The organism is Malikia spinosa (genome assembly GCF_002980625.1).
Taxonomy (GTDB): Bacteria; Pseudomonadota; Gammaproteobacteria; order Burkholderiales; family Burkholderiaceae_C; genus Malikia; species Malikia spinosa.
Window position 1 is genome coordinate 39,791 of the sequence record NZ_PVLR01000030.1, and the last position, 12,808, is coordinate 52,598.

At 66.1% G+C, this 12,808-nt stretch carries 15 protein-coding genes; 6 read left to right on the forward strand and 9 right to left on the reverse strand.

The genetic code is table 11. The features are described from left to right. Nucleotides 1-13: 13 nt before the first annotated feature. The 6 genes from C6P61_RS11155 (at nucleotide 14) to C6P61_RS18290 (ending at nucleotide 6,899) form a co-directional block, all read left to right on the forward strand. The gene (locus tag C6P61_RS11155; protein ID WP_105730045.1) at nucleotides 14-676 is read left to right on the forward strand and encodes a flagellar basal body L-ring protein FlgH; all 663 of its coding nucleotides are present in this window, start codon (nucleotides 14-16) and stop codon (nucleotides 674-676) included. After that, nucleotides 676-1,791, forward strand: coding sequence for a flagellar basal body P-ring protein FlgI (locus tag C6P61_RS11160; RefSeq protein ID WP_105730008.1), 1,116 nt, complete (start codon nucleotides 676-678; stop codon nucleotides 1,789-1,791). The genes C6P61_RS11155 and C6P61_RS11160 overlap by 1 nt, the downstream gene beginning before the upstream one ends. Nucleotides 1,792-1,799: 8 nt before the next feature. Further along, entirely contained in the window at nucleotides 1,800-2,762 is a 963-nt protein-coding gene (gene flgJ, locus C6P61_RS11165) for a flagellar assembly peptidoglycan hydrolase FlgJ (protein ID WP_105730009.1), read from the forward strand. A gap of 70 nt (nucleotides 2,763-2,832) precedes the next feature. Next, entirely contained in the window at nucleotides 2,833-4,482 is a 1,650-nt protein-coding gene (gene flgK / locus C6P61_RS11170; RefSeq protein ID WP_105730010.1) for a flagellar hook-associated protein FlgK, read from the forward strand. Nucleotides 4,483-4,502: 20 nt separating this feature from the next. Next, nucleotides 4,503-5,417 carry a flagellar hook-associated protein FlgL gene (gene flgL / locus C6P61_RS11175; protein WP_105730011.1) on the forward strand — a complete coding sequence of 305 codons (915 nt, stop codon included), beginning with the start codon at nucleotides 4,503-4,505 and terminating at the stop codon, nucleotides 5,415-5,417. 60 nt (nucleotides 5,418-5,477) lie between these two features. Beyond that, nucleotides 5,478-6,899, forward strand: a complete 1,422-nt coding sequence (locus tag C6P61_RS18290) for a methyl-accepting chemotaxis protein (RefSeq protein WP_211296969.1) — start codon at nucleotides 5,478-5,480, stop codon at nucleotides 6,897-6,899. A 46-nt stretch (nucleotides 6,900-6,945) separates the two neighbouring features. Here the strand turns inward: C6P61_RS18290 and fliR are convergent, their stop codons facing one another. From fliR to fliJ, 9 genes are read right to left on the reverse strand one after another with little or no spacing between them, the layout of a single operon-like run. Further along, nucleotides 6,946-7,734 (reverse strand): flagellar biosynthetic protein FliR, encoded by a 789-nt coding sequence (gene fliR, locus C6P61_RS11185; protein ID WP_105730012.1) that lies wholly within the window; start codon nucleotides 7,732-7,734, stop codon nucleotides 6,946-6,948. A 3-nt stretch (nucleotides 7,735-7,737) separates the two neighbouring features. Next, on the reverse strand, nucleotides 7,738-8,007 hold the full coding sequence (fliQ, locus tag C6P61_RS11190) for a flagellar biosynthesis protein FliQ (RefSeq protein ID WP_105730013.1): 270 nt from the start codon (nucleotides 8,005-8,007) through the stop codon (nucleotides 7,738-7,740). A gap of 10 nt (nucleotides 8,008-8,017) precedes the next feature. Next, nucleotides 8,018-8,791, reverse strand: coding sequence for a flagellar type III secretion system pore protein FliP (gene fliP, locus C6P61_RS11195; RefSeq protein ID WP_105730014.1), 774 nt, complete (start codon nucleotides 8,789-8,791; stop codon nucleotides 8,018-8,020). Next, a complete protein-coding gene (fliO, locus tag C6P61_RS11200) occupies nucleotides 8,778-9,116 on the reverse strand; it encodes a flagellar biosynthetic protein FliO (RefSeq protein WP_105730015.1) in 339 nt (112 codons plus the stop codon). Before fliO ends, fliP begins: the two co-directional genes overlap by 14 nt. Further along, nucleotides 9,113-9,526: a flagellar motor switch protein FliN gene (gene fliN, locus C6P61_RS11205; RefSeq protein WP_105730016.1), complete on the reverse strand. Its 414-nt coding sequence runs from the start codon at nucleotides 9,524-9,526 to the stop codon at nucleotides 9,113-9,115. The genes fliO and fliN overlap by 4 nt, the downstream gene beginning before the upstream one ends. Then, complete coding sequence (gene fliM / locus C6P61_RS11210; protein ID WP_105730047.1) at nucleotides 9,516-10,520, reverse strand: flagellar motor switch protein FliM; 1,005 nt, start codon at nucleotides 10,518-10,520, stop codon at nucleotides 9,516-9,518. The genes fliN and fliM overlap by 11 nt, the downstream gene beginning before the upstream one ends. A 2-nt stretch (nucleotides 10,521-10,522) precedes the next feature. Then, nucleotides 10,523-11,020, reverse strand: a complete 498-nt coding sequence (fliL, locus tag C6P61_RS11215; protein ID WP_105730017.1) for a flagellar basal body-associated protein FliL — start codon at nucleotides 11,018-11,020, stop codon at nucleotides 10,523-10,525. Between the two features lie 33 nt (nucleotides 11,021-11,053). Further along, nucleotides 11,054-12,337, reverse strand: coding sequence for a flagellar hook-length control protein FliK (locus C6P61_RS11220; RefSeq protein ID WP_105730018.1), 1,284 nt, complete (start codon nucleotides 12,335-12,337; stop codon nucleotides 11,054-11,056). Between the two features lie 5 nt (nucleotides 12,338-12,342). Next, on the reverse strand, nucleotides 12,343-12,783 hold the full coding sequence (fliJ, locus tag C6P61_RS11225) for a flagellar export protein FliJ (protein WP_105730019.1): 441 nt from the start codon (nucleotides 12,781-12,783) through the stop codon (nucleotides 12,343-12,345). Nucleotides 12,784-12,808: the final 25 nt, after the last annotated feature.

Genomic DNA, 12,808 nt, shown 5'->3' on the forward strand with positions numbered 1-12,808 from the left:
TCCGGTGATGTCCATGTTCAAGCCTTTGACCGCTCTCCTCTGCCTGGCTCTGGCCGGCTGCAGCGCGGTGCAGCCCAGCTCCATCGTGCCCAACCCGACCAGTGCGCGCGCCCAGCCGGCCGCGTTGACCAGTCCCAGCCCGGGTGCAATCTTCCAGGCCCAGGCCTATCGCCCGCTGTTCGAGGATCGGCGCGCCCGCGCGGTCGGCGATGTGCTGACCATCGTCATCAACGAAAAGGCCCAGGCCGACAAGCGCGCCTCGGCTTCGGCCACCAATTCCGCCAGCGTCAACAGCCAGGCCGGCAAGCTGTCGCTGTTGCCGGCCACCGTGTCGGACTGGCTGGGCCTGCAGGCCGGCGGCAGCAATACCTCCAGCAACAAGGAGGCGGGTGCGGCCGGTTCGAACTTCCTCGGCACCCTGGCTGTCAGCGTGATCGAGGTGCTGCCCAACGGCAACCTGCTCGTCGGCGGAGAAAAGCAGATCGGCCTCGACAAGGGGTCCGAGTTCATCCGCTTCTCCGGCGTCGTGGCGCCGGCTTCGATCAGCGCCGGCAACACGGTCCCGTCGACCCAGGTCGCCGATGCGCGGCTGGAGTACCGGACCAATAGCCAGATCGACAAGTCCCAGCTCGCCAGCATGCTCAACCGCCTGTTCTACAGCATCCTGCCGCTTTGATGTCACTGCCTACCTTGTTCTCGCTGCCCGGTCTGCGCCGCGGCCTGTTCGTCCTGTGCCTGCTGCTGGCAGGCCCGGCCCAGGCCGAGCGCATCAAGGACCTCGCGACCCTGCAGGGCGTGCGCTACAACCCGCTGCTGGGCTATGGCCTGGTCGTCGGCCTCGACGGCACTGGCGACCAGTCGCCGTTCACGGTCCAGGCGGTGGTCAACATGCTGCAGCAGATGGGGATGACCCTGCCGCCGGGCGTCAACTTGCAGGCCAAGAACGTCGCCGGCGTGATGGTCACCACCAGCCTGCCGGCCTTCGTCCAGACTGGCCAGTCGCTCGATGTGACCGTTTCCTCGATGGGCAGCGCCAAGAGCCTGCGCGGCGGCACCTTGCTGATGACGCCGCTCAAGGGCGCCGATGGCCAGGTCTATGCCCTGGCGCAGGGCAATGTGCTGGTCAGCGGTGCCGGTGCCGCGGCGGCTGGCGCCAAGGCGCAGGTCAATCACCTCAACGTCGGACGCATCAGCGGCGGCGCCACCGTCGAGCGCAGCGTGCCGACCGAACTGGGGCAGGGCGACACCGTGACGCTGGAACTCAAGGACAGCGACTTCGGCGCCGCCAGTAGGGTGGTCGAGGCGCTGAACCGGCGTTTCGGTCCGGCCACCGCCACGGCGCAGAACGGGCGCGTGATTCAGGTGCAGGCGCCGCAGCAGCAGGACCAGCGCGTGGCCTTCCTGGGCGCGCTCGAGGCGCTCGAGGTCACGCCGACCCAGCAAGCGCCCAAGGTGGTGCTCAATGGTCGCACCGGTTCGATCGTGATGAACCAGGCCGTCACGCTCGAGGCCTGCGCGGTGGCGCACGGCAACCTCTCGATCGTGATCGGCAGCAGCGCCGAGGTCAGCCAGCCCGCTCCGCTGTCGCAGGGCCAGACGGTGGTGACAACCCGCACCAATATCGAGATCAAGCAGGAGCCCGGCCAGCTCATGCTGCTGCCGCGCGCCGTCCTGCTGGCCGATGTGGTCAAGGCCCTCAACGCGATCGGTGCCACGCCGCAGGACCTGTTGGCCATCCTGCAGGCGATGAAGGCCGCCGGCGCCTTGCGGGCCGAACTTGAAGTGATCTGAGTCCCATCATGAGCCTGAAGCCACTGAACGATCCCAACAGCCTGGCGCTTGACGTGCAGGGCTTGAACTCGCTGCGCCAGTCCGCCAAGCAGAACTCGCCGGAGGCGCTCAAGGCTTCGGCCCAGCAGTTCGAGGGCCTGTTCATCAACATGATGCTCAAGAGCATGCGCCAGGCCACGGCGGCTGCGGGCCAGGAGCAGAGCCAGGACAGTCAGCTCTACACCTCGATGCTGGACCAGCAGCTGAGCCAGACCATGGCACAGCGCGGCATCGGCCTGGCCGACATGATGTTGCGCCAGATGCAGCGCCAGCCGGGCGCGCTGTCCGGCGCCAATGCCGCTGGCGCCAATCCTGCTGGCGGCGCTGCCGCCGTGCCAGGCCAGCAGCCCGGCGTCGGCAGTCCGAGCGCCAGTACCGGTACAACTGTCGATGCCAATGCCTCGGCGGTCGGCGCTGCGGCCGCCGCCAAGCGTCCGCTCCGGTCGGCCAGTGCGCCGGCTTCCGGCGTGGTCGCGCGGGTGCAGAGTTTTCTCCAGGGCGTGGGCCAGCATGCCGAGCAGGCCTCGCAGCGCACCGGCCTGCCGTCCTCTTTCATTGTCGGTCAGGCCGCACTCGAAAGCGGTTGGGGCCGGCGCCAGATCAAGATGTCAGACGGCTCGACCAGCCACAACCTGTTCGGCATCAAGGCCGGCCCCAGTTGGAAGGGCAAGGTGGCCGAGGTCGTCACGACCGAGTATGTCGGTGGCGTCGCACAGCGCAAGGTGGCGAAATTCCGTGCCTACGATTCCTACGCCGAGGCCTTCAACGACTACGCCTCGATGCTGCTCAAGAATCCCCGCTACCAGTCGGTGCTGGCCTCGGGGCAGACCGTGGCCGGCTTTGCCCAGGGCATGCAGAAGGCCGGTTACGCCACCGATCCGGCCTATGCCGACAAGCTGGCCCGGGTGATCCGGCGCACGATGTCGACCTGATTGCCGCTGGCGGCTCATGTTTGGCCGTTTCCTGCCGTTACAGCAGTAGGGCGTCCCTGAAAGCATCATCATGGCCAATATCTTCTCCATCGGACAAAGCGCGCTGACTGTGGCGCAGGCAGGCGTCAACACGGCCGCTCACAACATCGCGAATGCCGCCACGCCCGGCTACAACCGCCAGACCGTGGTCCAGGTGGCGGGCCAGGCTGGTGCCCAGGCCGCGGCCACTGTGGGCATGGGCGCGCAGGTGGCTGAGGTCAAGCGCAACTACAGCAGCTTTCTCGGCACTCAGCTGTTGTCGACCCAGTCGCAACAGAGCCAGCTCGAAGTCCAGTACGGCCAGATCCAGCAGATCGACAACATGATGGCCGACAGTTCGGTCGGCGTGGCGCCGGCGCTGCAGGACTTCTTCAATACCCTGCAGAATGTCTCGACCGCACCGGCCGATGCCACGCTGCGCCAGAGCGTGCTGTTCAGTGCCGAGTCGGTGACGACGCGCTTCAAGGACATGAGCAACCAGCTCGACGAGATCGGCCAGGGCGTCAACAGCCAGATCGAATCGAGCGTGCAGGATCTCAACTCCGCCGCGCAGCATCTGGTAGGCCTGAACCAGGCGATTGTCAATGCCAAGGGCATGCCTGGCAGCCAATCCAATGACCTGCTCGATCAGCGCGACCAGGTGCTGCGCGACCTCAGCAAGGTGGTCAAGATTTCCGTCAATGAGCAAGACGACCAGGTCAACGTTTTCATTGGCAATGGCCAGCCCCTGGTGACGGGCTCCACGGCTCATCAGTTCAAGACCCAGCCGTCGAAAACCGACAGTGGCCGCCTCGAGGTGGTGCAGGATTTCGGCAACCAGGCTGGGGCTCCCCTGTCGAGTCAGCAGCCGGTGGGCGGGGCGCTCGGCGGCCTGCTCGCCTTTCGTGACCAGACGCTGGCGCCAGCGCAGAACGCGCTGGGCCTGGTGGCGATCGGGCTGGCCAGCGGCATCAATGCCCAGCAGGTCAAGGGCTATGACCAGACCGGCGTCGCCGGCAAGCCGCTGTTCGATCTGCCCCCCGTCGGTGTCGCCGCGTCCAGCAGCAACCAGGGCGTGGCCAGCCTGGGGGCCGAGCTCGGCGATATCTCCAAGCTGACGGCCAGCGACTTCACTTTCCGCCTTGCGGGCGACCAGTATCAGCTGCTGCGCAGCCCGGACCAGCAGATCGTTGCGAGCTCGGCCAATGCCGATGAGGTGTTGGCGGCCAGCGCCGAGCAGGGCTTCACGCTTGAGCTCAGCGGCGAACTCAAGGCCGGTGACAGCTTCCTGATCCGGCCCACGGCCCACGCGGCCCGCGGCATCGGTGTGGCGCTGCAGGATGGGCGCGACCTCGCCCTGGCCTCGGCCGAGACGGCAGCGGCCGGCGATAGCGGCAACCTGCGCCAGATGATCGGGCAGCAAAACGCCAAGACGCTCAACGGCGGCACCAGCAGCATCCAGTCGGCCTATGGTCAGATGGTCGGGCGCATCGGCAGCCAGACGCGCGAGTTGCAGCTCACCAGCCAGTCGGCCAGCCAGATCAATGCCCAGACTGAAACCGCCCTGCAGAACGCCTCGGGCGTCAACCTCGACGAGGAGGCCACTGACCTGATGCGCTATCAGCAGGCCTATCAGGCCGCAGGCAAGGTCATGCAGATGGCCCAGCAATTGTTCAGCACCGTACTTGACATGGGCCGCTGAGCCCGGAAGGAACACCCGCGATGCGTATCAGCACCCAGAACTTCTACAGCGGCAGTGGCGCCCGCCTGTCCGACCTGCAAGCCAAGGTCGGCCAGACGATGCAGCAGATTGCCTCGGGCAGCAAGCTGCTGACGCCGTCACAGGACCCCGCTGCCGCCGTGCGCGCGCTCGACGTCACGCAGTCGATGGCGGTGCGCGAGCAGTTCGGCAAGAACCGCGAGAGCCTGCGCAGCAACATGGGCCTGGCCGACATCACGCTGACCAGCATGCAGGACAATCTGGCGGGCATCAACGAGCAGGTCATTCTGGCCAACAACAGCACGCGCACCAGCGAGGACCTGGCCAGCATCGCGATTGTGCTCAAGGGCCAGCAGGAGCAGATGCTCGGTCTGGCCAACAGCACCGACAGCAGCGGCAACTACCTGTTCGCCGGCCAGAAATCAACGACCCAGCCTTTCCAGAGTGATGCCAGCGGTGTCAGCTATCTCGGTGATGACCAGCCGCAACTGGTGCAGGTCGAGACCGGGCGCGAGATGGCGATCCGCGAGGGGGGCCGATCGCTGTTTCCCAAGGACAGCAATGACAAGGACCTGTTCGCGCTGCTGGGCCAGACCATTGCCCAGTTGGAGGATGGCAGCCTGAGCCCGGCGCAGCGTGCGGATTCGCTCAAGACACTGAGCCAGTCGATCGAGTCGACCCAGGTCGCGCTCAGTAGTCGCCAGACCGCCATCGGTGTTCATCTGGGCGAACTCGACCGGCTCGACGACCTCAGCGGCGCGCGCTTGCTGCAGAACACCCAGGAGCTGAACGCCCTGCAGGACCTCGACTACAACAAGACCCTGTCCGACCTGTCGCGCCAGCAGCTCTCGCTGCAGGCGGCGCAGAAATCCTTCCAGATGGTCAGCAGCCTGAGCCTGTTCAATTACCTAGGCTGATATTGGTTATCCTATCCTACTAGGATGTCATGATCTTCTGTTGCAACCCGATACCCCTCAATGAACCAGCTGTCTGATCGCGCCCCCACTCTTGGTCACCGAGAGCTGCTGGGGGACCAGGTGCTCTTGATCGCGATTGCCTTGAGCGCCCTGGGCGCGATCGTGCTGGGCTTTCAATTCGTCGAGGCGACCACCGCCTTCATCGGGGTCGCCCTGCTGGTCGGCGTGGCGGGACTGGCCTTCGCGCTGGCGCGCGGCACCCTGACTTCACGCCTGGTCCTGACCGCCTGCCTGGTGGGCCTGGTCATTCTGCATATCCAGCTCTCGCGCGGCACCACCGAATACCACTTCGGCGTCTTCGCCTCGCTGGCGCTGGTGATGGTCTACCTCGACTGGCGCCCGATCCTGCTGGCGGCCGGCCTGTTCGCACTGCACCACATCCTGTTTGACCGCCTGATGGCAGCGGGTCTGGGCTTTTATTGCCTGAACGAACCCGATTTCGGCCGCATCCTGCTGCATGCCTTCTATGTGATCGTCCAGACGGCGCTCGAGCTGATGCTGGTGCGCGGCATGGCGCAGGCGGCCAGCGAGGGCCTGGAGCTGCAACAGATGGTCCATCGCATCAACCAGGTCGATGGCATCTCGCTGCAACTCAACGACCTGCAGGCCAAGACGGCCCTGGGCCAGGCCTTGGAACAGGCGCTGCAGCGCATGCAGGGCGCTGTCAGCACCGTCAACCAGGTGGCCGCCAGCATGCGTATTGCCAGCGCCGAGATTGCCAGTGGCGACCGCGACCTCAGCGTGCGCTCCGAGAGCGCTGCCAGCAGCATCGAGCAGACCGCTGCCAGCATGGAGGAGCTGACCAGTTCGGTGCGCCAGACCGCCGACGCCACCCGCGAAGCCATGACCATGGCAGTGGAAAACGCCGAGGTCGCGCAGCGTGGCGGCGAGGTCGTCGGCCAGGTCGTCAGCACCATGAACGAGATCAACCAGAGCAGCCAGAAGATCGGCGACATCATCGGCGTGATTGACGGCATCGCGTTCCAGACCAATATCCTGGCGCTCAACGCCGCAGTCGAGGCCGCGCGCGCGGGCGAGCAGGGCCGCGGCTTTGCCGTGGTGGCGACCGAGGTGCGCAGCCTGGCCCAGCGCAGCGCCCTGGCGGCCAAGGAAATCAAGGACCTGATCGGCGCCAGCGTCGACAAGGTCGAGCAGGGGGCTCGACTGGTGCAGTCCGCCGGCAGCACCATCGCCGACGTGGTCAGCCATTCCCGCCGCGTCAGCACCCTGATGAGCGACATCAACCGCCTGTCGTCCGAGCAGTCGGAAGGCATCGGCCAGGTCAACCAGGCGATTTCGCAGATTGACGAGATGACGCAGCGCAATGCCGCGATGGTCGAGCAGTCGATGGCCGCTGCCGAGAGCCTGCAGGATCAGGCGGTGCAGCTGGTCGAGGCGGTCAAGGTGTTCAAGTCGGCCTGAAGCCGGCGCGTCGGAGTCCCGGCCCAGGCCGGGATCAAAACCGGCTTCAAGCCGGACTGAGCGCCAGCGTGACCTGGCGCACCATGGCCAGGCCCTCGCGCAGGGCTTCGAGCATAGGCTGACTCCAGTAGGGCAGGCTCAGCATGATCATCACGAAGCCCACGGTCATCGTGACCGGAAAGCCGATGCCGAACAGGTTGAGCTGCGGCGCGGCCCGGGTCAGCACGCCCAGCGCCATGTTCGTGATCAGCAGCGCCGTCAGTGCCGGCATGGCCAGCTGCAGCCCGAGGCCGAAGATCCGGGCGCCCCAGTAGGCGATTTGCTGCAGGCCGCCGCGCTGTACCGGTTCGGTCGTGATCGGCAGCAGTGTAAAGCTCTCGACCAGGGCTTCGATCAGCAGCAGATGCAGGTCGCTGCCCAGGAACAGCAGTAGCAGCAGCAGCGACAGGAACTGGCTGATCACCGATGAGCGGCCCTGCGAGCCCGGATCGAAGAAGGTCGCGAAGCCCAGCCCCATCGTCATGCCGATCATCTCGCCGGCCAGTTCCACGCCGGTGAAGATGATGCGCAGCACGAAGCCGATCGCCAGCCCGATCAGCATCTGCTGAGCCAGGATCAGCAGGCCGGCCCAGGACAGCGGGTCCTGTTCGGGAAACGGCGGCAGCGCGGGTGCGACCAGCATTGCCAGCAGCAGGCCCAGGCCCAGCTTGACGCGGGTCGGTATGCTTCTGTGGCTCAGCAGCGGTGCGCTGGCGATCACCCCGAGGATGCGGGTCAGCGGCCAGAGAAAGGCGCTGACCCAGCCAAACAGCTGGGTGCTCGTGAATTCGACCATGGCTTAGCCAGCCAGGCTGGGCAGGCTGGTCAGCATCAACCTCAGGTAGTCGGTCAGCACGCCCAGCATCCAGGGGCCCGCGAGCACCAGCGTGGCAAAGATGCCCAGCAGCTTGGGGATGAAGGACAACGTGGCCTCGTTGATCTGCGTCGCGGCCTGGAAGATGCTGACGATCAGGCCGACCACCAGCGCGACCAGCAGCAGCGGGGCGGCGACCATGACGGTCACCTCGATGGCCTGGCGGCCCAGCGTCATGATGTTTTCGGGTGTCATCGGGTCTCCTTCAGGCGAAGCTCTCGGCCAGTGAACCCAGCAGCAGCTGCCAGCCGTCGACCAGCACGAACAGCATCAGCTTGAACGGCAGCGAGACGATCGAGGGTGAGACCATCATCATGCCCATCGACATCAGCACGCTCGCGACCACCATGTCGATGATCAGGAACGGCAGGAAGACCGCAAAGCCGATCTGGAACGCGGTCTTGAGCTCGCTCGTGACGAAGGCCGGCACCAGCACGCGCAGCTGGACTTCGCCCGCGTCCTGCGGCGCCGGCTGGCCGGACAGCTTGATGAACAAGGCCAGGTCGGCCTGGCGGGTCTGCTTGAGCATGAAGCCCTTGAGCGGTTCGGCCGCCTGCTCGAGTGCCTGGCTGACCGAGATCTTGTTCTCGGCCAGCGGCTGGTAGGCCTCGACATAGACGCGGTCGAGTACCGGGCTCATGACGAACAGGCTCAGGAACAGCGCCAGCCCCACCAGCACCTGGTTCGGCGGTGTCGACTGGGTACCCAGCGCCATGCGCAGCAGCGACAGCACGATGATGATGCGCGTGAAGCAGGTCATCATCAGCACCACCGCCGGCAGGAAGGTCAGCGAGGTCAGCAGCAGCAGGATCTGCAGGTTCAGGCTGTAGCTCTGGCCGCCATTGGCCGAGCGTGCCAGCTCGAGCCCTGGCAAGGCCTGGGCCTGGGCGGCCAGCGGCAGACAGGCCAGCGACAGCAGCAGCCCCGCCAGCCGGACCCGGCGCCCCAGCTGGCACCATTGGGGTTCAGCGCTGCTCATGGTGTCGGTTCAGGTAGGTGTTGAGCCAGTTGTTGGCGGCGCTGCGCGAGTCGGCGGATGGGGCCGGCAGGTTCGTCGGCGGCCCCGGCAGTTGCAGCAGGGTATTGACCTGGCCCGGCGCCACGCCGACCAGCAGCCACTGGCCGCCGACCTCGAGCAGCACCACCCGTTCGCGCGCGCCCAGCGCGGCGCTGGCGTGCAGCTGGATCAGCGCGCCCTGGCCCGCGCGCGGCTGGTACAGGCGCTGCAGCAGCCAGGCGGCCGCCGCGATTAGGCCCAGCACCAGGCCGAGCGCCAGCGTGATTTGCAGCAGACTCGACATCATCGGTTGAGCTTTCTGATTCGTTCGGCCGGACTCGTGATGTCGGTCAGCCGGATGCCGAACTTGTCGTTGACCACCACCACTTCGCCCTGGGCGATCAGGCAGCCGTTGACCAGCACGTCCATCGGCTCGCCGGCCAGGCCGTTGAGCTCGATCACCGAGCCCTGGGCCAGTTGCAGCAGGTTCTTGATCGCGATCTTGGTCCGACCCAGCTCCACCGTCAACTGCACCGGGATGTCGAGGATGAATTCGATGTCGTGCGTGGTGCTGGACTTGGTGCTGCGCTCGGAAAAGTCCTGGAACACATCGGCGGTTGCCGGCTTGGCCTGCAGCGCCTCGGCCTGGCCTTGCTCGGACAGCGCGGCACCCCAGTCGTCGGCGGTGATACCGCCTTCCTTGTCCTCATTGCTCATCTTGGACTCCTTGCGATAACATGCTCTTGCCGCCTTGCAGCAGCTTTTCGACCCGTAGTGCGTACTGGCCGTTGAGTTGACCGTAGCTGCATTCGAGCACCGGCACTTCCTCGACCTTGAGTTCGACCGTTGACGGCAGCTCGACCGGGATCACATCGCCGACCTTGAAATTCAGCACATCGCGCAGCGTCGACGGAGCGGTGCAGAGGTTGGCGACCGCCTCGACCTCGGCAACCTGGATCTGCTGCTTCATCTGCTGCACCCAGCGCTGGTCGAGCGTCAGCGACTCGCCTTGCATATTGCTCGTCAGCAGGTCGCGGATCGGCTCGATCATCGAGTAGGGCGTGCAGATATGCATCTCGCCGCCGACCACCCCGAGTTCGACGCTGAAGGTGGTCACCACCACGATCTCGTTGGGCGTCGCGATGGTGGCGAACTGGGTGTTCATCTCCGAGCGCACAAATTCGAACTCGATCGGGTAGACCGACTCCCAGGACTTGGCATAGTTCTCGAAGATGATGGCCAGGATGCGCTGGATCGTGCGCTGCTCGGTCTGGGTGAAGTCCCGGCCTTCGATCCGGGTCTGGAAGCGTCCGTCGCCGCCGAAGAAGTTGTCGACGAACAGGAACACCAGGTCGGGGTCCATCACGATCAGCGCCGTGCCGCGCAGCGGCTTGATCTGCACCAGGTTCAGGTTGGTCGGCACCACCAGGTGGCGCAGGAATTCGCTGTACTTGATCACCCGCACGCTGCCGGCCAGTACCTCGGCGCTGCGGCGCAGGAAGTTGAACAGTCCGATGCGCAGGAAGCGGGCAAAGCGGTCGTTGAGCAGTTCGAGCGTGGCCATGCGGCCGCGCACGATGCGCTCCTGCGTGGCCAGGTTGTACGGTCTTATGCCCTCGGTCTGCGGGGCTGGGCCTGTCTCGTCCTGCTCCCCGGTCACGCCCTTGAGCAGGGCATCGACCTCGTCCTGGGACAGGAATTTCTCAGTCACGCTCATTGGATCACGAATGAGGTAATGAAGACGTTGCTGATCTGGATCTCGGGCAGGCCGGGGGCAAAGGGCTCGCGCACGCGGGCCATGATTTCCTCGATCAGTTGCTGCTTGCCCTCGGTGCTCGAAATCTCCTCACCGGTCTTGGACGATATCAGCATCAGCAGACGGCTGCGCACCTGCGGCAGGTACAGCTTCAACTGCTCCACGTCATTCTGGCCGCCCAGTTGCAGCGTCAGCGCGGTCTGCAGGAACAGGCCGTCGCCGTTCAGGTTGACGGTGAAGGGCTCGAGCGGATGGAACACCGGCGGTTGCGGGGCGGCCGCTTTTTGCACCTCCTGATGCGGGGCCTTGTCGGCGGAGCGCTGCCAGTAGAACCAGCCGCCCGCCGCCGCAGCGCCTACCAGGACCAGCAGCGCGATCGGCAGCCATTTTTTCCAGGCCGGCTTCTTGCCTGCGCTGGCATCGGCATCGGAGGATTTGGGGTCGGCAGTGGCCATGTGACTTCAGCTTGTGATGAGAGATGAAAAAAATCAGGCGAACAGGTTCAGCAGGCCGCCGCCCTGCGCGCGCGGCTGCACCAGGGCTTCGACCGGCTCATCCTCGGCGGCGTCGCTGCGGCGGTCCTGGCGCTGGAAGGCCGGGCGCTCACGCTCGGACTGATGCGAGCCGACATCGGCCTGCCCAAGCTCGATCCCGGCTTCGCCCAGCATGGCGCGCAGTGTCGGCAATGCATCCTGCAGCGCCTGGCGCACCTCGGGCATGGCCGAGACGAACTGCACCGTTGCCTGCTGCTGGTCGAGCTGCAGCGTGATCTGGATCGGACCCAGGTGCGGCGGATTCAGGCTCAGGCTGGCGCTTTGCAACTGGTCCCGCACCAGCCAGCTGACCTGCTGGCTCACGGCCTGGTCCCAGCCGCGCTGGCCCAGCGGCGTCGCCACATGGCGCTGTACCGGCACCAATTCGGGCAGGCGGTCCGTTGCAGGGGTCAGGCCAGTGGCTGCGGGCAGGGCTTGGGCCAGGGCCTCGAATGCCGGCGGCGTGTCGGGCGTGTTGGTTGCAGCGCCGGTCGGGACTGCAGCGGGACGCGTCAGCTGAGGCGCGGCAGCAGCCAGCGCGCGCGCGGCAACTGCATCGAGTTGACCCGGTTCGGGTAAGTCCGGCTGCTGCTGCGCCCGCTGGCCCGGGGCATCGGTGGTGGACTCCAGCGCGGCGGTGGATGGCGCTGCCGCCGTGTCGATCACCGGTGCGGCGGGCTGGAGTGCAGGCGCTGCTGTCGACAGCAACGCAAACGGGGGCGGGGTGCCATCGAGCTGCACGCGGTCCTGTTCGGTTTCCTTGGCTGGCGCGCTGGCGGGGTCTGCAGCCGGGGTCGCAGCATGGGACGCGACCACTACCGGTTCACCCGCACCGGACGCGGCCAAGGCCGTCACTGGCTCGATAACGGGTTCGGCAATCGCCTGGGCAACTGCAGCCATTGCACTCGCTGCTGCAGCCAGCGGCTCGGTCACCGCCTCCGCCGGCTTGGCTGCGGTCCTGGCCCGCATCCCGTCGAGCAGGGTCAGCCAGTCGGACGGTGCGTCGTCAGCCGCTGGCTCGGCGGCATTGCCCGGTTTGAGCTTGGCCGCTGCTGGCGTGGCCGTTACCTGGGCTTTTGTGGTTTCGGACGAGTCGCCCGCTTCGGTCTGGCGCCGCAGCTCCTGCTCGAAAGACGAGCCCGAGCCGGCTTCGCGCAAGCCAGGCGTTGCCGGGCTCGTGACGCCGGCATTGGCGCTGACGCTGCCTGTCGCGGACAGGGACAAATCGTTCCAGCTCATGATGACTAGCCCAGCTGTGAGCGGCGGCGCGCCGCCCGCTCGTCGGTCTGTTTCTGGTCCTGGCGGTTGGCCTGGCGCAGGGCTTGCTGCTGGGCGCGCTGCACCAGCGTGCCGTAGGACAGGCGCTTGCGCTCATGCTCGCGCCAGCTGTCGCGTTCGCGCTCGACCAGGTACTTGGACTGCAGCACGGCGGCATCCTGCTGCGAAATCGCCCGGTCCAGGCCCTGGATGAAGCGCAGGAAATTGGCATGGCCCGCCACGCTCAGGCCGTTGGACATCTGGGTCTGCAGCTGATCGACATATTCTTGCCGATACTGCCGCAGCAGGTCGAGCTTTTCCTGGGCCTGCTCGCTTTGGCGGGTGGCCTGGCCGAGCCGCTTGGCGGCCTCTTCGGATTGCTGCGTCGTCAGTTCGATCAGCGTCTCGATCACGCTCGGATTTGCCATGCTTGATTATCGCTGCCGCCCAGCT